Genomic DNA, 20202 nt, shown 5'->3' with positions numbered 1-20202 from the left:
CATCGGGCGTCTATTGCCGGCATCAACGGGCCGGCTCTGGGTCCTTCTTAGGTGTCAACCTAGGGCAGGACGGGTCAACCGCGCCCGGCTCAGTGCCGGAAGTGGCGCACGCCCGAGAGCACCATCACCACGCCGCGCTCGTCGGCCGCGTCGATCACTTCCTGGTCGCGCATCGAGCCGCCCGGCTGGATCACGCAGCCCGCGCCCGCGTCGACCACCACGTCGAGGCCGTCGCGGAACGGGAAGAAGGCATCGCTGGCCACCGCCGTGCCCTGCAGCGACAGGCCCGCATGCTCGGCCTTGATGCTCGCGATGCGCGCCGAATCGAGGCGACTCATCTGGCCCGCGCCCACGCCCATGGTCATGCCGTCGGCGCAGAACACGATCGCGTTGCTCTTCACGTACTTGGCGACCTTCCAGGCGAACAGCAGGTCCTGCAGCTGCTGCGGCGTGGGCTGCTTCTTGCTCACGACCTTGAGGTCGGACAGCGCGAGCTCGTGGTTGTCGGCGGTCTGGATCAGCAGGCCCGAACCGACGCGCTTCACGTCCGTCGCGTTGCGGCCGTTGTCCCAGTCGGTGGCACCGCCCGGCGGCAGCGCGATCTCGAGCACGCGCACGTTGAGCTTCGCCTTGCTGGCCTGGAACACCTCGAGCGCCTCGTGCGTGTAGCCCGGGGCCATCAGCACCTCGACGAACTGCTTGGCCACGGCCTGCGCGGTGGCGGCGTCGACGGTGCGGTTGAAGGCGATGATGCCGCCGAAGGCCGAGGTCGGGTCGGTCTTGAAGGCCTTGGCATAGGCCTCGGCCGCGTCCTTGCCGACCGCCACGCCGCAAGGGTTGGCGTGCTTGACGATCACGCAGGCCGGCACGTCGAAGCTCTTCACGCATTCCCACGCCGCATCGGCGTCGGCGATGTTGTTGTAGCTGAGCTCCTTGCCCTGCAGCTGCTTCGCCGACACCAGCGAACCGGGCGCCGGATGCAGGTCGCGGTAGAACGCGGCCTGCTGGTGCGGGTTCTCGCCGTAGCGCAGGTCCTGCACCTTCACGAAGCGGCCGTTGCTCTGCGCCGGGAACAGCGAGCGCGTGGGCGTCGATTGACCCTGGCTGGTCTCGAAGTCGATCGCCGAGAGGTAGTCGCTGATCGCGCCGTCGTAGTCGGCGATGCGGTTGAAGGCGGCCACCGAAAACGCGAACTTGGTCTTGTCGCTGAGCTTGCCGTCGGCCTTGAGTTCGGCCAGTGCCGTCGCGTACTGCGAGGCGTCGGTCAGCACGCCCACGTCCTTCCAGTTCTTGGCGGCGCTGCGCACCATGGCCGGGCCGCCGATGTCGATGTTCTCGATCGCGTCTTCGAGCGAGCAGCCGGGCTTGGCCACGGTGGCTTCGAACGGATAGAGGTTGACGATCAGCAGGTCGATGGTGTCGATGCCGTGCTGCTCGATGGCCGCCACGTGCGCCGGCAGGTCGCGCCGCGCGAGCAGGCCGCCGTGGATCTTCGGATGCAGCGTCTTCACGCGGCCGTCGAGCATCTCGGGAAAGCCGGTGTGGTCGGCCACCTCGGTCACCGGCAGGCCGGCATCGGCCAGCAGCTTGGCGGTGCCGCCGGTGGACAGCAGCTTGATGCCCAGCGCATGCAGCGCCTGCGCGAATTCGAGGATGCCGGTCTTGTCGGAGACGGAAATCAGTGCGGTCTTGGCCATGGTGTCGTTACGCCGTGCGTTCTCGTTCATTTCAAAAGTTTGTGTTCGACCAGCTTCTTGCGCAGCGTGTTGCGGTTCAGGCCCAGCCACTGGGCGGCCTTCGACTGGTTGCCCTCGGCGCGCGTCATCACGACATCGAGCAGGGGTTTCTCGACCACGCGCACGAGCATCTCGTACATGCCGTCGGGTTCGGTGCCGCGCAGATCGCGGAAGTAGCTCTCCAGACTGGTGCGCACGCAGTCCTCGATGTGTTTCTTGCTCATGCTTTTCTTCTCTTCTCTCAATCGGCGGCGCAGGCCACCTCCTCTTCGCCGGACAGCTCTTCGGCCGCCTGGTGCTGCGGGATGCGGTCCATCTGGTCCGCGAGCCCGTCGAAATACTCGCCGACCGCGCGCAGCTGCGCCTCGCAGTCCTCGATGGCGTTCATGCGCGAACGGAATTCCTCGCCGCCGGGCAGCGCGCGCACGTACCAGCCGATGTGCTTGCGCGCGGTGCGCACGCCGCTGTAGTCGCCGTACAGCGCGTAGTGTTCCACCAGGTGGTCGAGCAGCAGCCGGCGCACCTCGGCCACCAGCGGCGGCGCGCGGTGCGTGCCGGTGTCGAGGAAGTGGGCGATCTCGCGGAAGATCCACGGCCGGCCCTGGGCCGCGCGGCCGATCATCACCGCGTCGGCGCCGGTGGCCGCGAGCACCTCGCGCGCCTTCTCGGGCGAACGCACGTCGCCGTTGGCCACCACCGGCACGCGCACCGCAGCCTTCACGGCGGCGATGGTGTCGTACTCGGCCTGGCCCTTGTAACCCTGCTCGCGCGTGCGGCCGTGCACCGTGAGCATCTGCACGCCGGCCGATTCGAAATCGCGCGCGAGCTTCACCGCGTTGCGGTGCTCCATGCTCCAGCCGGTGCGCATCTTGAGCGTGACCGGCACGCCATGCGGCTGCGCGGCATCGACCACCGCGCTCACGATCTCGAGCGCCAGCGGCTCGTCGCGCATCAGCGCCGAACCGGCCCACTTGTTGCAGACCTTCTTGGCCGGGCAACCCATGTTGATGTCGATGATCTGCGCGCCGCGCTCGATGTTGTAGACCGCGGCCTCGGCCATCATGGCCGCGTCGGTGCCCGCGATCTGCACCGCGATGGGGCCCGGCTCGCCATCGTGGTTGGCACGGCGCGAGGTCTTGAGCGAATTCCAGAGGTCCTTGCGCGAGGTCACCATCTCGCTGACCGCGTAGCCCGCGCCGAGCGCGCGGCACAGCATGCGGAAGGGCCGGTCCGTCACGCCGGCCATGGGCGCGACGAACAGGCGGTTCTCCAGCGTGTGGTTGCCGATCTGCAAGGTCATGACGGAGGAAGGCTGTGCGCGTCGGCTGCTGAAAAATGAGGCACGATTGTAGCCACCTGCCATTTCAGTGACTGAAACGATTTGCGCCGATTCGCGCCGCTGGTACGGGTGTAAACACGGGTGGAAATCCCATGCGCGGCGGCGCCTTTTCCGACTCGGCATCGCGAACCCGCTGCCTATACTGCGCCGACCTTATGCAAGCCTGGCTCGACGCACTCCTCGCGCTTCTCGCGCTGCCGCAATACGGCCTCTCCACGCTGTTCATCGCCGCCTTCATCTCGGCGACGCTGCTGCCCGTGGGCTCGGAGCCGGTGCTGTTCGGCCTGCTCAAGCTCAATCCCGAGCTGTTCTGGCCCGCGATCGCGGTCGCCACCGTGGGCAACACGCTGGGCGGCGCGGTCGACTGGTGGATGGGCTACGGCGCGCACAAGGTGGCCGACAAGTACTCGCACTCGAAGCACCACGTGCGCGTGCTCGGCTGGCTCGAGCGGCTCGGCCCGAAGGCCTGCCTGCTGAGCTGGCTGCCGCTGGTCGGCGATCCGCTGTGCGCGGTCGCGGGCTGGCTGCGGCTGCCGTTCTGGCCCTGCCTGGCCTACATGGCGATCGGCAAGTTCCTGCGCTACGTCACGATGACGGTGGCGCTGCTCTACATCTTTCCGTCCTGAGCGAGGGACTCAGTTCAGCAGTTCGTACGGGCCACCGCGCTCGAGGGCCTGCTGGTAGGCGGGGCGCGCGTGGATGCGCGCGAGCCAGTCCATGAGCTTCGGGCGTTTCGCATCGAGCCCGCCGCGCGCATGCGCGGCCTCGACCACGAAGCTCATCTGGATGTCGGCGCCGCTGAACGCATCGCCCGCGAACCATTCGCTCTTGCCGAGTTCGGTTTCCATGTAGTTGAGGTGGCTCGCGATGTTCGGCAGGATGAACGCCGACTTGGCCTTGGCGGCGATGGCCTTGGCCACCGGCTTGGCGAAGAAGGGCATCTTGCTGCTCTCGATGCGGTCGAACACCAGCTTGAGCAACAGCGGCGACATCGCCGTGCCCTCGGCGAAGTGCAGCCAGTAGCGATAGCGCAGCGCCTCGGGCGTGAGCGGCGCGGGCGCGAGGCGGCCCTGGCCGTAGCGCTCGATCACGGTCTCGATGATCGCGCCCGATTCCGCGAGCACCAGTCCATCGTCGGTGGTCACCACCGGCGACTTGCCCAGCGGATGCACCGCGCGCAGCGAAGCGGGCGCCAACATGGTGTTCGGATCGCGCTGGTAGTGGACGATCTCGTAGGGCAGGCCCAGTTCTTCGAGCAGCCAGAGCACGCGCTGCGAGCGCGAGTTGTTGAGATGGTGGACGGTGAGCATGGCGGGGTTGGAATGAAGCGAGGGCGACGGGGCGCGGCAGCCTAGCGTGACGCGCGGCAAAGCGCAGCCCTGTCAGCGCGGTCGCCTACAGGCGCGGGCGAAGCCGTTTCCTACACTGGCCGCATGACACCGACCACCACGCCGACCCCGCCGCGCCGCATGCACGGGGGCTGGCGCGGCGCGATGTTCGCGCTGTTCTTCACGGCGGCCGCCGTGGCCCACCGTCCCGCGCAGGCCGCGCTCGATCCCGAGGCGCTCTACCAGCATGCCTCGCCCGCGGTCTGGACCGTCAAGGGCGATCGCGGCGACAACCAGGTGACCGTGGGCAGCGCCGTGGCGGTCACGCCCACCGCGCTGGCCACCGCCTGCCACGTGGTCGACGGTGCCGCGGCCGTGACCGTGATGCAGGGACAGACCACGATCAAGATCGGCAGCATCCTGCGCGACCCCGATGCGACGCGCGACCTCTGCGTGCTGATGACCGAGACACCGTTGCAATTGCACGCCGTCGAGATCGCGCCGGCCGACAGCCTGCGCGTGGGCCAGCGCGTGTTCGCCATCGGCAGCCCGCACGGCCTCGAGCGCACGCTCAGCGAGGGCCTGATCTCGGCGCTGCGGCCACGCGCGCCGGGGCAGTTGCCGATCGTCCAGACCTCGGCGCCCGTGTCCTCGGGCTCGAGCGGCGGCGGCCTCTTCGACACCGACGGCCGGCTGATCGGCGTCACCGACCGCATCTCGCCCGGCGGCTCGAACCTGGGCTTCGCCTATCCGGCGCAATGGGTGATGGAACTGCCGCAGCGCGTGATGGCCGAGCGCGAGACCTGGCGCGAGCTGCTCAAGACCATGGGCGTGGTGCTGCAGTCGAACGGCGAGCCCACGCCCTCGGGCCATGCCGACATCGCCGACGAATCCGCGCTGCCGGTGGTCGGCGCCGATCCGCAGCAGATCCGCGTCGCCTACCGCCAGTTCCTGCTGCAGGCGCGGCCGCGCGCCTTCCTGATCACCAGCGACAGCCGCTTCGGCACCGCCACCAGCTCGGCCGCGCTGACCGAGCATCTCAAGGGCTGCACGCAACGCAAGGTGGTGTGCGCGGCCTACGCGGTGGACAACACGGTGGTGTGGGGCAAGCAGCAGGCGGCGCGCTGAACCGCCCGCCCTCGACTCAGCTCAGCGCGCGAAGAGGGGGGCCGCGATCAGGCGGTGGAACGACTCCCAGCTGTCCGAGACGGTCCGCACGCCATTGACCCGCGCCACGGCAAAGACCAGCGGCTGCATCACCGCTTCGGGCAGTTCGACCTGGACATAGATCCGTCCTCGTCCCCGCTGGTACAGGACGGTCGACACGGCGACCACATCGTCGCGCTGCCCGACGATGGCGCGAAGACGCTCGTGCACCCGCTCCTGGAGCCGCTCGCCATCGAGGTTCTTCGCCCGGTCTTCTTCCTGCGGATTGACCAGCAGGAAATCGGCGCCCTCGCGCAGGAACGCGAGACCCAGTGGAGGAAGCGCCCCGTCCCTGCGCATGAGCTTCTCGCCCGCCTGGGTCGAGGCGAACACGGCCTGGGCGAAAAGTTCGTCGTTCGACATCGAGGCCATGGCCGTTCGCGACGAGCTCAGCCGCCGCTGCTTTCCCTGCGGATCAGCCACTGGCCGCCCGAGCGCTGCAACTCCAGCGTCTTGCGGCTCACCTCCCTCAAGGTGTCCGCGCGGTAGTTCTGCCGGAACCGGGCGCTCGCGTTCTCGCCATCGACGCTGATCACCAGGTCCTCGAGGGTGACGCCGATGCTCGACTTGCTCGTGATGCGGGCCCGGCGCTCTTCTTCCCACCTGAAGCGGCTCTGGCCGCGGGCGGGCGTGAAGTCCGGCGCGTAGGCCGCCAGGTAGCGATCCACGTCCCGCGCCGACCAGGCCTGGGCCCAGGCGCGCACCGCGGCCTCGACCTCGGCGGCGCCGGCTTGGCGCACCGCAGGCGCCGCCGGTTGGGTTGCGGGCTGGGTTGCCGGCTGAGTTGCGGGCTGGGTTGCGGGCTTGGCGGGCGCCGCCGACGTGTCCTGCGTCGCGGAGGTATCCGGTGCCTCCCGCGCTATCGCATAGCCCGTGAAGATCCAGCGGTTGTTCTCCCGCGCGAAGCTGATTCTTTCGGAGGCTTTCCTGCCGCTGTCCAGTTGGGTGGAGAACACGACATTGGCGTAAAGGCCCGCGGGAAAACCGGACTCGTTGTCGGCCTGGTATTTGAGGCGCGTCACGCTCGACCACTCGCGATCCGTGACGGGCCCCATCGACAGCCGCGCCTTTCGCGTGGCCCGCACGAAGGCGGTCTTGCCCATGCGGCTCTTCAGCACGCTCGAGCCCGAATCCCAAAGCTCGCTCACCTGGTCGGCGTCGGCCTTGCGAAGGATGTCGGTCGCGGCGCGCAGCAATTCGTCGGACGCCGCATCCGACACCGGTGGCGCCGCGGCGGCGATCTGCAGGCCCGCGGCCATGAGACAGGCGGCAAGCAGGCGCGTGAATATCCGGTTCATTGAATTCCCTCCCCTTTTTTATTCCTGGATGTTTGAGCATCCCTCGAGAATTCCGAATCGAGCCCGACTCAAATCAATGGAATGATTTGGCTTGGATTTCAATCAGGATTCGTCGGATTCCAAAGAGAATTCACCCCGCAGGAACCCAAAAACGCCCGGGATAATACACACGCAGGATTTCATCAATTGCCACTCAATTCGGAGACATCCGAATTTCCGAGAAGCAAATCACGCTCTCCAGTCGAACCGGCTTTGAAATGAACAGGAATGGGCCAGATGCGCCGGCGCGAGCAGAAGGCTGCGCCGCTGGCAAGCGTGAAGCGGGAGGGGGTGGAGACGGCGCCGGACCCGTGACGCTGCGGATCACGGCGCTTTCATCGCGCAGGGCGCGAAAGGTTCAGGAGCTGAACAGGAAGTTCATCACGTCGCCATCCTTGACGACGTATTCCTTGCCTTCCGAGCGCATCTTCCCCGCGTCCTTCGCGCCCTGTTCGCCCTTCAGGGCAATGTAGTCGTCGAAGCCGATGGTCTGGGCGCGGATGTAGCCCTTCTCGAAATCGGTGTGGATCACGCCGGCCGCCTGCGGGCCGGTGTCGCCGACGTGGATGGTCCAGGCGCGCACTTCCTTCACGCCGGCGGTGAAGTAGGTCTGCAGGCCCAGCAGCTTGAAGGCGGCGCGGATCAGGCGGTTGAGGCCCGGCTCGTCCTGGCCGATCTCGGCCAGGAACATCTTCTTGTCCTCGTCGTCCATCTCGGACAGGTCGGCCTCGATCTTGGCGCAGATCGCCACCACGGGCGCGTTCTGCTTGGCGGCGTACTCGCGCAGGCGGTCGAGGTAGGGGTTGTTCTCGAAGCCGTCCTCCGCCACGTTGCCCACGAACATCGCGGGCTTGGCGGTGATCAGCGTGAAGCTCTTGACCAGCGGCAGCTCTTCCTTGGTGAACTCGAGCGCGCGCACGGGCTTGTTCTCGTTGAGCGCGGCCTGGCAGCGCTCGAGCAGGCCGACCAGCTTCTGCGCGTCCTTGTCGCCCGAGCGGGCCACCTTGGTGTGGCGCTGCAGTGCCTTCTCGACCGTCGACAGGTCGGCCAGGCACAGCTCGGTCTGGATCACCTCGATGTCGGAGATCGGGTCGACCTTGCCCGCCACGTGGATCACGTTGTCGTCGTCGAAGCAGCGCACCACGTTCACCGTGGCGTCGGTTTCGCGGATGTGGGCCAGGAACTTGTTGCCCAGGCCTTCGCCGGTGCTGGCGCCGGCCACCAGGCCCGCGATGTCCACGAACTCGACGATGGCGGGCACCACGCGCTCCGGCTTGACGATGTCGGCGAGCTGGGCGAGCCGCGGATCGGGCACCTCGACGATGCCCACGTTGGGCTCGATGGTGCAGAAGGGATAGTTTTCCGCTGCGATGCCGGCCTTGGTCAGCGCATTGAAAAGGGTGGATTTACCGACGTTGGGCAGGCCGACGATGCCGCACTTCAAGCTCATGGGGGGTCCTCAGGTGAACCGGCGATTTTAGGCGAGGCGCCCCGCCCGGCGGTTCGGGCAGGCCGCTAAACAGGGCCGGCGGGTCAGGGTAAAACCCGATGAAAACCCGATAAGCAAACGTTTGCGCAAACGTTTTCGTCCATTACCATCGGCGCCGGGCCGCCAGATCGGTCATCGTTCGTTCCAACACACCTCAGGAGACACGCACCATGAAGTTCACCCGCCGCACCGTGCAGACCGCCGCCGCTCTCGCCCTGCTGGGCACCTTCGCCGCCACGCCGGCGCTCGCGCAGGACAAGCCCAAGGTCGCGCTGGTGATGAAGTCGCTGGCCAACGAGTTCTTCCGCACCATGGAAGACGGGGCCAAGGCGCACCAGAAGGCGAATTCGGGCAAGTACACGCTGGTGACCAACGGCATCAAGGACGAGACCGACACCGCCGCGCAGATCAAGATGGTCGAGCAGATGGTGGCGCAGAAGGTCAATGCGCTGGTGATCGCGCCGGCCGATTCGAAGGCGCTGGTGCCGGTGGTCAAGGCCGCCATCGACAAGGGCATCCTGGTGGTCAACATCGACAACCGCCTCGACGCGGCCGCGCTGAAGGAGAAGAACATCCAGGTGCCCTTCGTCGGCCCCGACAACCGCGCCGGCGCCAAGCTGGTGGGCGACTACCTGGCCAAGAGCCTGAAGTCGGGCGACAAGGTCGGGATCATCGAAGGCGTGTCGACCACCTTCAATGCACAGCAGCGCACCCTCGGCTACCAGGACGCGATGAAGGCCGCCGGCATCAACGTCGCGGGCGTGCAGTCGGGCCAGTGGGAAATCGACAAGGGCAACACGGTGGCCGCCGGCATGATGCGCGAGAACCCCGACCTCAAGGCGCTGCTGGCCGGCAACGACAGCATGGCGCTGGGCGCGGTGGCGGCGGTGAAGGCCGCGGGCAAGGCCGGCAAGGTGCAGGTGGTGGGCTACGACAACATCGGTGCCATCAAGCCGATGCTGGCCGACGGCCGCGTGCTCGCCACGGCCGACCAGTTCGCCGACAAGCAGGCCGTGTTCGGCATCGAGACCGCGCTGAAGGCGATCGCCGACAAGAAGAGCCAGGCCGACATGCCGGCCGAGATCAAGACCGACGTTGTGCTGGTGACCAAGGATTCGAAGAAGTAAGCACCGCGCCTCCTTCACCGCTGTCACACACCTCGAGAAATTCGGCGCCCATGTCCGCAACTTCCGCCACGCCGCTCTTCGCGCTCCACGACATCGGCAAGGACTACGCCGCGCCGGTGCTCGACGGCGTGAACCTCACGCTGGAGGCCGGCGAGGTGCTCGCGCTGACCGGAGAGAACGGTGCCGGCAAGAGCACCCTCTCCAAGATCGTCTGCGGCCTGGTCACGCCGACGCGCGGCACGATGCTGCTGGGCGGCGCGCCGTTCCAGCCGGGCTCGCGCCGCGACGCCGAAGCGCACGGCGTGCGCATGGTGATGCAGGAGCTGGGGCTGGTGCCCACGCTCACGGTGGCCGAGAACCTGCTGCTCGACCGGCTGCCGCAGCGCATGGGCTGGCTGCAGCGCGGCGAGCTGCACGCGGCCGCGCGGCTGCAGCTCGCGAAGATCGGCCTCTCGCACATCGACCCGGCCGTGCCGGTTTCGCGCCTGGGCATCGGCCAGCAGCAGATGGTGGAGATCGCGCGCAACCTGCTCGACGACACCCGCGTGCTGATCCTCGACGAGCCGACCGCGATGCTGACGCCGCGCGAGACCGAGCACCTGTTCGAGCAGATCGCGCTGCTGAAGGCGCGCGGCGTGGGCATCGTCTACGTCTCGCACCGGCTCGAGGAACTGCAGCGCATCGCCGACCGCGTGGCGGTGCTGCGCGACGGCCGGCTGGTCGACGTGCGGCCGATGGCCGGCGTGCGCGAATCCGAACTGGTGGAGCGCATGGTCGGCCGCGCGGTGCACGAGCACGACGGCCGCCCGCGCCGCGTGGCCGGCGCGCCGATGCTGAGCGCGCACGGCATCGGCCGCAGCAGCGCGGTGCGCGACGTCGACCTGCAATTGCGCGCGGGCGAGGTGATGGGCATCGCCGGGCTCGTGGGCTCGGGCCGCACCGAGCTCGTGCGGCTGCTGTTCGGCGCCGACAAGGCCGAGCGCGGCACGATCGAACTCCACTGGCCCGGCGCGCAGCAACCGGCCGCGGGCCGCTGGCGCTCGCCGATGCAGGCGATCCGCGCCGGCATCGGCCTGGTCACCGAGGACCGCAAGTCGCAGGGCCTGCTGATGACGCAATCGATCCGCGTCAACGCCACGCTCAGCGACCTCGGCGCGGTCTCGCGCCTGGGCTGGCTGCGCGCGGCCGCCGAACGCGGCATCGCGCGCCGGCTGGTGCAGACGCTGCGCATCCGCTCGCGCAGCGAGGAGCAGAGCGTGGCCACGCTCAGCGGCGGCAACCAGCAGAAGGTGGTGTTCGCGCGCTGGCTGCACCGCGAATGCAAGGTGCTGCTGCTCGACGAGCCGACGCGCGGCGTCGACGTGGGCGCGCGCGCCGACCTCTATGCCGAGCTCGACCGCATGGCCGAAGCCGGCAAGGCGCTGCTGATGGTGTCGAGCGACCTGCGCGAACTCATGGCCATGTGCGACCGCATCGGCGTGATGCACGCCGGCCGCCTGGTGGCGGTGTTCGAGCGCGGCGCCTGGGACCAGCAGTCGATCCTGGCCGCGGCCTTCGGCGACACCGGCCGCGCCACCTCCGCAGCCCCCACCGCTCACGCTCTCGCGGCCGCCGCCTGAGCCTCATCCTCCTTCGCCCCATGACGACCACCACCGCTTCCGCTCCCCCCGCCTCCGGCGCCGGCTCCCTCAAGGGCCAGCTCGGCACCTACATCGGCCTGGCCGTGGTGCTGCTCGGCATGATCGCGCTGTTCGGCAGCCTCAGCGAATACTTCCTCACGGTGGAGACCTTCGTCACCATCGCCAACGAGATCCCCGCGCTGGCCGTGATGGCCGTGGGCATGACCTTCGTGCTGATCATCGCGGGCATCGACCTCTCGGTGGGCTCGGTGCTGGCGCTCAGCGCGGCGGTGGCCGCCGCCGCCATCCTGCAATGGCACCTGCCGGTGCCGCTGGCCGCGCTGCTGGGCCTGGCCACGGGCCTGATCTGCGGCGCGATCACCGGCGCCGTGTCGGTGGCCTGGCGGCTGCCGAGCTTCATCGTCTCGCTCGGCATGCTCGAGGCCGTGCGCGGCGGCGCCTACCTCGTGACCGACTCGCGCACCCAATATGTGGGCGATGCCATCTCGGGCCTGGCGGCGCCGTGGATCGGCGGCATCTCGGCGGCCTTCGTGCTCGCGGTGGTGCTGGTGATCGTGGGCCAGCTGGTGCTGTCGCGCACCGTGTTCGGCCGCTACGTGGTGGGCATCGGCACCAACGAGGAGGCGATGCGGCTCGCGGGCATCGACCCGCGGCCGATCCGCATCGTGGTGTTCGCGGTCACGGGCCTGCTGGCCGGCCTGGCGGGGCTGATGCAGTCGGCGCGCCTCGAGGCGGCCGATCCGAACTCGGGCGTGGGCATCGAGCTGCAGGTGATCGCCGCGGTGGTGATCGGCGGCACCAGCCTGATGGGCGGGCGCGGCTCGGTGGTCAACACCTTCTTCGGCGTGCTGATCATCGCGGTGCTCGAGGCCGGCCTGGCGCAGGTCGGCGCCAGCGAGCCGAGCAAGCGCATCATCACCGGCGCGGTGATCGTGGTTGCGGTGATCATCGACACCCTGCGCCAGCGCCGCGCCGACCGCCGGCTGGCCTGACGCTCGCCCCTCCCCACGAAGCAGCACCCCGCAACAGGAACACCCAGGCCATGGCCACCATCAAGGACGTCGCACTGCGCGCGGGCGTGTCGGTCACCACCGTCTCGCACGTGGTCAACGACACGCGCCACGTCAGCGCCAAGGGACGCGAGCGCGTCGAGCTCGCGATCCGCGAACTCGGCTACGTGCCCAACGCGATGGCGCGCAGCCTCAAGAGCAACACCACCTCGACGCTCGGGATGCTGATCCCGAACAGCTCGAACCCCTACTTCGCCGAGATCGTGCGCATCATCGAGGACCGCTGCTTCGGCGCCGGCTACACGCTGATCCTGTGCAACACCGACGACGAGCCGCACCGCCAGAGCGTGTACCTGCAGGTGCTGGCCGAGCGCCGCATCGACGGGCTGATCGTGGTGTCGACCGGCGACGACGACTCGCTGGCCAGGCAGCTCAACGGCCTCAAGGTGCCGACCGTGCTGCTCGACCGCGAGATCGCCGACCCGCACTGCGACCTGGTCGAGACCGCCCACATGCAGGGCGGCCTGCTCGCGGTGCGCCACCTGCTGTCGCTGGGCCATCGCCGCATCGCCTGCATCGGCGGGCCGCAGGGCGTGTCGCCGAGCGAGCAGCGCATCGCGGGCTGGCGCATGGCGCTGGCCGAGAGCGGCAACAGCACGGGCGCGGCCGACGCCGACGCGCTGCTGTGGCGCGGCGGCTTCACCAGCCAGGGCGGCTACGAGGCGATGCACGCCATCCTGCGCGCCGGCACCAACGACATTCCCTCGGCGGTCTTCGTCTGCAACGACCTGATGGCGATCGGCGCGCTGCGCGCCGCGCACGAGAGCGGCGTGCGGGTGCCCGACGAGCTCTCGATCGTCGGCTTCGACGACATCGAACTCTCGGCCTACACCAGCCCCGCGCTCACCACCGTGGCCCAGCCCAAGGAGCGCATCGGCGCGCTGGCCGTCGACATGCTGCTCGAGCGCGTGGGCGGCCGCCGCCGCGATGCGCGCAAGGTGGTGCTGCAGCCCGAGCTGCACGTGCGTGCCTCGACCGCGCGCTATTCGGGAGCGCCCGCGGCCGCACCCGTCTGCGCCCCTTCTTCCGCCGACACCCGAAAGTCCCGCACCCCGTGAGCCCGACGTCTTCCTCCCGCCCCGCGGCACCGCGCATCGTGGTGCTCGGCAGCCTCAACATGGACCTGGTGCTGCGCGTGCCGCACGCGCCCGCCGCGGGCGAGACCCTGCTGGGCCGCTCCTTCGCCACCATCCCCGGCGGCAAGGGCGCCAACCAGGCCGTGAGCTGCGCGCGCGAAGGCGCGCAGGTGCGGATGATCGGCTGCGTGGGCGACGACGACCACGGCCGCGCGCTGCGCGCTGCGCTCGAACGCGACGGCATCGACACCGAGGCGCTGCGCACCGATGCCGCCGAACCCACGGGCACCGCGCTGATCATGGTCGAGGACAGCGGCCAGAACCGCATCGTGATGATCGCGGGTGCGAATGCCGGCGTCGACCTCGACGCGGCGGACCTGCGCACCCGGCTCGAGGGCGCGGCCTTCCTCGTGACCCAGTTCGAGACCCCGATGGCGCAGGTCGAGCGCGCGATCGCCCTCGCGCACGAGGCCGGCTGCAAGGTGCTGCTCAATCCCTCGCCGGTGCAGGCCATCGCCGAGCCCCTGTGGCCGAAGATCGACACGCTGGTGGTCAACGAGATCGAGGCGCGCACGCTCAGCGGCCTGGGCGCCGACAGCCCGCAGGAGGCCGCGGCCGCCGGGCAGGCGATGCGCGCGCGCGGCATCGCGCGCGTGGTGGTCACGCTCGGCGCGCGCGGCGCGGTGGCGGTCGATGCCGACGGCGCGCGCCACCATCCAGCGCTGGTGGTGCAGGCGGTCGACACCACGGCCGCCGGCGACACCTTCCTCGGCGCGCTCGCCACCGCACTCGGCGAGGGCCAGTCCTTCGACGAGGCCGTGCGCCTGGGCATCCGCGCCGCCGCGCTGTGCATCCAGCAGCCCGGCGCCCAGCCTTCCATCCCGCAGCGCGAAGCCGTGCTGCGCAGCCCCCTGCCTCCCGACTGGATTCCGCTGTGAAACGTACCGCCCTGCTGCACTCCGAACTGTCCCAGGTCATCGCCACCATGGGCCATGGCGACATGCTCGTGATCGGCGACGCCGGCCTGCCGATTCCCGACGGCCCGCGCCGCATCGACCTCGCGCTCACGCCCGGCGTGCCGCGCGTGGCCGAGGTGCTGAAGGCGGTGCTCAGCGAACTGCAGGTCGAGCGCGCGCTGCTCGCGCGCGAGGCGGTCGAGGGCCGCGCCACGGGCGAACTGCCTGAATGGTGCGCGGGGCAGCTCGCGGTCGTGCCCGAGACGGTGTCGCACGAGGAACTCAAACGCCTGAGCGCGCGTGCCAAGGCGGTGGTGCGCACGGGCGAATGCACGCCCTACGCGAACATCATCCTGTGCGCGGGCGTGACCTTCTAGGGCCTGTTGTGAACAGGCCCTAGCCGTTCATTCGAACTTGTAGTTCGCTCCCACCGGCTGCCCAACCCGGAGCATCTGCTCGATGCCCTGGATCACGATGCAGTTCATGCCGAAGGTGATGCCGCCGTCGACACGCGGATCGGCGCGGTAGGTGCGCAGCGTGTCGTTGACCTCGGGGCTGCTGAGCGCGGTGGCCGGGTCGATGTCGGGAATGGGGCAGCGGGTGCAGGGCTTGACCGGCTGCAGCTGCGCGCCGTCCTCCGAGCCCTCGGCGCCGCTGGCCACGTGCAGCATCTCGACGCGGTCCTCGTCGTGCGACTCGATGCCGGCCAGCACGATGTTGGGCCGGAAGCGCTCGATGCCCACCGGGCCATGGCCGTCGCGCGCCAGCCGCTCGTTGAGCTCGGCCAGCGAGCCCTCGCTGGCCACCAGCAGCGCGAAGCCGTCAGCGAACTGGGTCTGGGCCTCGATGCCGCCGGTCCACTTGAGGCTCGACAGCCGCTTGACCTCGGGATCGAAGCGCGCCAGGCGCAGCTTCTGCGGCTTGCCGGGCTCGGAGAGGAAGTCGCTGAACCACTGGGCCGCGATGTCGCCCATGTCGTAGGCGTCGACCTCGTCCTTCCAGACCCGCACCCGCATCGGCTGCTCGACCCGGTCGAAGGCCAGGTGCAGCGCCAGCATGCCGGGTGCGCGCAGCACCACCTCGGTGTGCTTCATCTGCGGCTTGATCAGCGCCATGCGCGGCAGCTGCCGCTGCGTGACGAACTCGCCCTGTGCGTCGACCACCATCCAGGCCCGGTCGAACTCGAGGCCGGTCTCGGTCAGCAGCGCTTCGGGCAGCTCGACGCCGGCGCACGACTTGACGGGGTACACGAACAGGCGCGCGATGGTGGCCTGGAGGTCGAAATCTGTCACGGGGGCTCCTCGGATGGGGGCTCGATTGTCCTCGCTCCCGGCATACCCCCAATGGCCGGTTTCCCCACGGGGTCGGCCACAAGAACGTCCTCCTACAATGCCGCGATGGCCCTCCCCCCCGAAGTCTGTATCCGCGGCGCCGGCATCGTCGGCCGCACGCTGGCCCTGCTGCTCGCGCGCGAACGCGTGCGCGTGGCGCTGGTGGCGCCGCCCGCCGCCGCCGAGCGGGAAGACGTCCGCGCCTATGCGCTCAATGCCGCCTCGCGCGAACTGCTGGCCTCGCTGCGCGCCTGGCCCGAGGGCATCAGCGCCACGCCGGTGCGCGAGATGGTGGTCGACGGCGACGAGGGCGGCCGCGTGCAGTTCAGCGCCGCGCGCCAGAAGGTCGAGGCGCTGGCCTGGATCGTCGACGTGCCGGCACTCGAGAAGCAACTGGTCGACGCGGTGCGCTTCCAGCCCCAGATCGAGGTGGTGAGCGAACCGGTCGCCGCGCCGCTCACCGTGGTCTGCGAAGGCAAAGCCAGCGCCACGCGCGAGGCGCTCGGCGTGAGCTACGCGGTCACGCGCTATCCGCAGCATGCGATCGCGGCACGGCTCGAGGCCGAGCAATCGCACGACGGCACGGCGCGCCAGTGGTTCAACGACAAGGGCGAGGTGTTCGCGCTGCTGCCGCTCGACGGCGTGCACGGCCGCCGGCTGGCGCTGGTGTGGTCGGTCGACCAGTTGCGCGCGCCGGCGCTGCTCGCGCAATCGGCCGAGGAATTCAATGCCGCCGTGACCGAGGCCAGCCACCAAGCCTTCGGCGCGCTGCGGCTGGTGAGCGAGCGCGCCGCCTGGCCGCTCGCGCGCGCCATCGCCGACCGCTGGACCGGCACCCTGCCCGCCACCGAGCAGACCGCCGGCCAGGCGCCGCGCACCTGGGCCTTGGCCGGCGATGCGGCCCACACCGTGCATCCGCTCGCGGGCCAGGGCCTGAACCTCGGCCTGGCCGACGCGGCCGCGCTGGCCGCCGTCATCAAGGAACGCGACTACTGGCGCAGCGTGGGCGATCCGCGCCTGCTGCGCCGCTACGAACGCGCGCGCCGCACCGAGGTGCTGCAGATGAGCCTCGCCACCGACGGGCTGCAGCAACTCTTCTCCCACAGCCTGGGTCCGCTGCCCGCGCTGCGCAACTGGGGCATGCGCGGTTTCGACCGCACGCGCCTGGTCAAGCACTGGGTCACGCGGCAGGCCATGGGCCTGAAGACCTGATCCCGGACGAACCGAAACACGACTCCCTCGAACCCATGAAGACACTCGCACGCCACCTGCTTCCCGCCGCCTTCGCGTCGCTCGCGCTCTTCGCGGCCTTCGGCGCCCATGCCGGCGAAGCCGAGATCCGCAAGAACCTCAAGGAACGCATCCCGCAGTTCCCGACCATCGACGAAGTCAGCAAGTCGCCGATGCCCGGCCTCTACGAGGTGCGCGTCAACGGCGCGCAGATCTACTACACCGACGAGCAGGGCAACTACCTGCTCGAGGGCAACATGATCGACGTGAACGCGCGCCGCAACCTCACCGAGGAACGCGTGGCGAAGCTGTCGGAGGTGGCCTTCGACAAGCTGCCCGTGAAGGACGCGATCAAGATCGTGCGCGGCAACGGCAAGCGCAAGCTCGCGGTCTTCGAGGACCCGAACTGCGGCTACTGCAAGCGCTTCGAGAAGGACATGAAGTCGGTCGACAACGTCACCGTCTACCTGTTCCTCTACCCGGTGCTGGGACCCGATTCGACCGTCAAGTCGCGCGACATCTGGTGCAGCAAGGACAAGGGCAAGGCCTGGAGCGACTGGATGGAAGCGGGCACCCGCCCGGCCACCGCGCCCGGCAGCTGCGACGTGACCGCGCTGCAGCGCAACGTCGAGTTCGGCCGCCGCTACAACATCACCGGCACGCCCACCCTGATCTACAGCAACGGCACCCGCACCCCGGGCGCCGTGCCCGCCGAGCAGGTCGAGAAGCAACTCGCCGCCTCCGCCAGCTGATGGCGACGAAGTCCCCCTCGCGGCGCGCGGCCGCGACGCCCGCGGCCGTGGCCGCGCCCGGCGTGCACTACCGCGTGGAATGCGCCGACCTGCATGCGCGCCTGTTCGAGGTCACGCTCACCATCGATCGCCCCGCGGCCGAGCAGCAGCTGACGCTGCCGGTGTGGATCCCGGGCAGCTACCTGGTGCGCGAGTTCGCCAAGAACCTGCAGGGGCTGCAGGCCTCGCAGGGCCGGCGCAAGGCACCGGTGCTGACGCAGCTCGACAAGTGCAGCTGGCGCGTCGAATGCACGGCCGGCCAGCCGCTGGTGCTGCGCTACAAGGTCTGCGCCTACGACAACTCGGTGCGCACCGCCTGGCTCGACGCCGAGCGCGGCTTCTTCAACGGCACCAGCCTGTGCCTGCGGGTCGAGGGCCAGACCGATGCGCCGCATGCGCTCGAGATCGTTGCGCCCGCCGCCTCGGCGCTGCCCGAGGGCGCCGCGCCCTGGTCCTGCGCCACCGCGCTGCCGCCGCTGAAGACCGACCGCCATGGCTTCGGCCGCTACCTCGCGGCCGACTACGACGAACTGGCCGACAGCCCGGTCGAGCTCGGCGCCTTCTGGAGCGGCGAGTTCGAGGCCGGCGGCGTGCCGCACCGCTTCGTGGTCGCGGGTGCCGCGGCCTCGTTCGACGGCGATCGGCTGCTGGCCGACACGAAGGCCATCTGCGAAGCCGAGATGCGCTTCTGGCACGGCGACAAGGTCGGCAAGCGCGGCGGCCCGAAGCCGCCGATCGACCGCTATGTGTTCATGCTCAACGCGGTCGACGACGGCTACGGCGGCCTCGAGCACCGCCATTCGACGGCGCTGATCTGCAACCGGCGCGACCTGCCGCAGCTCGGCATGAAGAAGTCCGCAGACGGCTACGTCACGCTGCTGGGCCTGATCAGCCACGAGTACTTCCACACCTGGAACGTGAAGCGGCTGCGGCCGGCCGAGTTCGCGCGCTACGACTACGGCCGCGAGAACTACACGCGGCTGCTGTGGTTCTTCGAGGGCTTCACCAGCTACTACGACGACCTGCTGCTGCGCCGCGCCGAGCTGATCGACGACGCGGCCTACCTGCGGCTGGTCAACAAGACCATCAACCAGGTGCAGCAGACGCCGGGCCGGCAGGTGCAGTCGGTGGCCGACGCGAGCTTCGACGCCTGGGTCAAGTACTACCGGCAGGACGAGCAGACGCCCAACGGCACCGTCAGCTACTACACCAAGGGCGCGCTGGTCGCGCTATGCCTCGACCTCAAGCTGCGCGCCGAGGGCCGCGGCACGCTCGACGACGCGATGCGCCACCTGTGGAACGCGAGCGGCGGCGGGCCGGTGAGCGAGGCCGACATCGCGGCCGCGCTCGAAGCCGCCGGCGGCCGCTCGTACGCGGCCGAGCTCGCGGCCTGGGTGCATGCTACCGCCGAGCTGCCGCTGTCGGAGCTGCTGCGCCTGCACGGCGTGGCCACGCTCGACGATCCCTCGCAGCCCGCGCAGACGCTGGGCCTGCGCGTGGCGGAGAGCGGCGGCAGCGTGCAGGTCAAGGTGGTGCTGCGCGGCGGCGCGGCCGAAAAGGCTGGCTTCGCGGCCGGCGACGAATGGATCGGCATCGAGCTGCCGGCCGCCGGGCGCAAGCCCGCGCAGGGCTGGCGCATCGGCCGGCTCGACGACCTCGCGCTCTACCTCGGCGCGGGCAAGCGCTGCACCGCGCTGGTCGCGCGCGACCGCAAGCTGGTGAAGCTGCCGCTGGTGCTGCCCACGGGCGTCACGACCTGGCGCCTGCTGGCGCAGGACATGGGCCGGGTCTCGAAGTGGCTGGCGCCGGTGGCGATCGCGGCGGCGAAGGCTTAAGGCCGGACACGCACCATGAAAAACGGGCCGTCGTCGGCCCGTTTTCTTTTTTGGCGCTTCAGTCCGCGGGCAAGGCCCGTTCGGCCGCGGCCTCCTCGGCCGTCTCGCGCCGCACGAAATGAATCGGCTGCGGCTCGCCCACCATCACGCAGGGCTTGCCGGTGCGGCGGCAATGGTCCTGCACGCGCCAACAGGCGTCGTGGCTCAGGCAGCCGGTCTGGCAGATGACGAGGTCGGCCGCGCGCAGGCTGGCCTCGAACGCGGGATCGTCGGCGCCGTCCGCGCCTTCGAGGTGCAGGAAGCGGCCGCCCGCGATCTCGACCAGTTGGCGCGCGAGCGAGGGCGTGCGCTCGTCGCCGCCCACGCAGAGCACGGCCTTCTCGCGCAGGTCGGCGGGCACCGGCGCCGGCACCGGCATGGCCAGGCGGCGCGCGGTGCCCGGCGCGAGCAGCGCATGCAGCCGCTTGGGCAGCGCCGCGCCGACGGCCGCGCGCGCGGCCAGCTCCTCGCGCACCATCGCCATCGCCGAATCGCGCGCCACCAGCGCGCCACGCAGGCGCACGATCTGCGCCTCCAGCCGCTCCACCAGCGCGGCCTGCTCGGCCAGCAGCTGCGAGCAGCGCTCCTGCACGCGGGCATAGGCCCGCAGCAACACGGCATGTTCTTGCATCGGGAACTCCATGGCCGCGGATTCTAGTTGAGAACAATTCT

Annotated in this window: 20 protein-coding genes; 11 read left to right on the top strand and 9 right to left on the bottom strand. The window is 69.7% G+C overall.

The annotated features are described in order from the left end of the window. Positions 1-89 precede the first annotated feature (89 nt). The 3 genes from purH to dusB are packed head-to-tail and all read right to left on the bottom strand — an operon-like array spanning position 90 to position 3036. Positions 90-1697: a bifunctional phosphoribosylaminoimidazolecarboxamide formyltransferase/IMP cyclohydrolase gene (purH, locus tag AC07RV_RS44170; RefSeq protein ID WP_296782911.1), complete on the bottom strand. Its 1608-nt coding sequence runs from the start codon at positions 1695-1697 to the stop codon at positions 90-92. A 26-nt stretch (positions 1698-1723) separates the two neighbouring features. Continuing rightward, a complete protein-coding gene (locus AC07RV_RS44165) occupies positions 1724-1960 on the bottom strand; it encodes a Fis family transcriptional regulator (RefSeq protein WP_057590811.1) in 237 nt (78 codons plus the stop codon). Positions 1961-1977: 17 nt separating this feature from the next. After that, positions 1978-3036 carry a tRNA dihydrouridine synthase DusB gene (gene dusB, locus AC07RV_RS44160; protein WP_296782913.1) on the bottom strand — a complete coding sequence of 353 codons (1059 nt, stop codon included), beginning with the start codon at positions 3034-3036 and terminating at the stop codon, positions 1978-1980. 194 nt (positions 3037-3230) lie between these two features. Here dusB and AC07RV_RS44155 point away from each other — a divergent pair, with 194 nt between their 5' ends. Next, entirely contained in the window at positions 3231-3701 is a 471-nt protein-coding gene (locus AC07RV_RS44155) for a YqaA family protein (protein WP_093347931.1), read from the top strand. A gap of 9 nt (positions 3702-3710) precedes the next feature. On the opposite strand, the gene AC07RV_RS44150 is transcribed toward AC07RV_RS44155, so the two are convergent. Beyond that, positions 3711-4385: a glutathione S-transferase family protein gene (locus AC07RV_RS44150; protein ID WP_296782915.1), complete on the bottom strand. Its 675-nt coding sequence runs from the start codon at positions 4383-4385 to the stop codon at positions 3711-3713. Between the two features lie 123 nt (positions 4386-4508). On the opposite strand from AC07RV_RS44150, the gene AC07RV_RS44145 reads away from it, so the two are divergent. Next, complete coding sequence (locus tag AC07RV_RS44145; protein ID WP_296782917.1) at positions 4509-5531, top strand: trypsin-like peptidase domain-containing protein; 1023 nt, start codon at positions 4509-4511, stop codon at positions 5529-5531. A 21-nt stretch (positions 5532-5552) separates the two neighbouring features. Here AC07RV_RS44145 and AC07RV_RS44140 read toward each other — a convergent pair whose 3' ends face one another. The 3 genes from AC07RV_RS44140 to ychF form a co-directional block, all read right to left on the bottom strand. Further along, on the bottom strand, positions 5553-5972 hold the full coding sequence (locus AC07RV_RS44140) for a hypothetical protein (RefSeq protein WP_296782919.1): 420 nt from the start codon (positions 5970-5972) through the stop codon (positions 5553-5555). A 26-nt stretch (positions 5973-5998) separates the two neighbouring features. Then, complete coding sequence (locus AC07RV_RS44135) at positions 5999-6907, bottom strand: DUF4019 domain-containing protein (protein ID WP_296782921.1); 909 nt, start codon at positions 6905-6907, stop codon at positions 5999-6001. Positions 6908-7304: 397 nt separating this feature from the next. Further along, positions 7305-8396 carry a redox-regulated ATPase YchF gene (gene ychF, locus AC07RV_RS44130; RefSeq protein ID WP_296782923.1) on the bottom strand — a complete coding sequence of 364 codons (1092 nt, stop codon included), beginning with the start codon at positions 8394-8396 and terminating at the stop codon, positions 7305-7307. A 209-nt stretch (positions 8397-8605) separates the two neighbouring features. Here ychF and AC07RV_RS44125 point away from each other — a divergent pair, with 209 nt between their 5' ends. The 6 genes from AC07RV_RS44125 to rbsD are packed head-to-tail and all read left to right on the top strand — an operon-like array spanning position 8606 to position 14681. Beyond that, on the top strand, positions 8606-9562 hold the full coding sequence (locus tag AC07RV_RS44125) for a sugar ABC transporter substrate-binding protein (RefSeq protein WP_208513906.1): 957 nt from the start codon (positions 8606-8608) through the stop codon (positions 9560-9562). A gap of 50 nt (positions 9563-9612) precedes the next feature. Then, positions 9613-11181 (top strand): sugar ABC transporter ATP-binding protein, encoded by a 1569-nt coding sequence (locus AC07RV_RS44120; RefSeq protein WP_296782925.1) that lies wholly within the window; start codon positions 9613-9615, stop codon positions 11179-11181. Between the two features lie 20 nt (positions 11182-11201). Further along, positions 11202-12194, top strand: a complete 993-nt coding sequence (locus AC07RV_RS44115) for an ABC transporter permease (protein ID WP_093347945.1) — start codon at positions 11202-11204, stop codon at positions 12192-12194. Between the two features lie 50 nt (positions 12195-12244). Beyond that, positions 12245-13330, top strand: coding sequence for a LacI family DNA-binding transcriptional regulator (locus tag AC07RV_RS44110; RefSeq protein WP_093347947.1), 1086 nt, complete (start codon positions 12245-12247; stop codon positions 13328-13330). Beyond that, positions 13327-14286: a ribokinase gene (gene rbsK / locus AC07RV_RS44105; RefSeq protein WP_296782928.1), complete on the top strand. Its 960-nt coding sequence runs from the start codon at positions 13327-13329 to the stop codon at positions 14284-14286. Before AC07RV_RS44110 ends, rbsK begins: the two co-directional genes overlap by 4 nt. Next, positions 14283-14681, top strand: coding sequence for a D-ribose pyranase (gene rbsD, locus AC07RV_RS44100; RefSeq protein WP_209543692.1), 399 nt, complete (start codon positions 14283-14285; stop codon positions 14679-14681). Before rbsK ends, rbsD begins: the two co-directional genes overlap by 4 nt. A 27-nt stretch (positions 14682-14708) precedes the next feature. Here rbsD and AC07RV_RS44095 read toward each other — a convergent pair whose 3' ends face one another. Further along, positions 14709-15596, bottom strand: coding sequence for an MOSC domain-containing protein (locus AC07RV_RS44095; protein ID WP_296782931.1), 888 nt, complete (start codon positions 15594-15596; stop codon positions 14709-14711). 105 nt (positions 15597-15701) lie between these two features. Here AC07RV_RS44095 and AC07RV_RS44090 point away from each other — a divergent pair, with 105 nt between their 5' ends. The 3 genes from AC07RV_RS44090 to AC07RV_RS44080 are packed head-to-tail and all read left to right on the top strand — an operon-like array spanning position 15702 to position 19491. Then, complete coding sequence (locus AC07RV_RS44090) at positions 15702-16847, top strand: FAD-dependent monooxygenase (protein ID WP_296782933.1); 1146 nt, start codon at positions 15702-15704, stop codon at positions 16845-16847. Between the two features lie 35 nt (positions 16848-16882). Further along, positions 16883-17617 carry a DsbC family protein gene (locus tag AC07RV_RS44085; RefSeq protein WP_093347960.1) on the top strand — a complete coding sequence of 245 codons (735 nt, stop codon included), beginning with the start codon at positions 16883-16885 and terminating at the stop codon, positions 17615-17617. Further along, on the top strand, positions 17617-19491 hold the full coding sequence (locus tag AC07RV_RS44080; protein WP_296782936.1) for a M61 family metallopeptidase: 1875 nt from the start codon (positions 17617-17619) through the stop codon (positions 19489-19491). The genes AC07RV_RS44085 and AC07RV_RS44080 overlap by 1 nt, the downstream gene beginning before the upstream one ends. Before the next feature lie 58 nt (positions 19492-19549). Here AC07RV_RS44080 and AC07RV_RS44075 read toward each other — a convergent pair whose 3' ends face one another. Next, entirely contained in the window at positions 19550-20161 is a 612-nt protein-coding gene (locus AC07RV_RS44075; RefSeq protein WP_296782938.1) for a DUF2325 domain-containing protein, read from the bottom strand. Positions 20162-20202: the final 41 nt, after the last annotated feature.

The organism is Variovorax sp. GW821-FHT09B01 (assembly GCF_059418345.1).
This window is presented reverse-complemented; position numbering and strand designations above follow the sequence as displayed.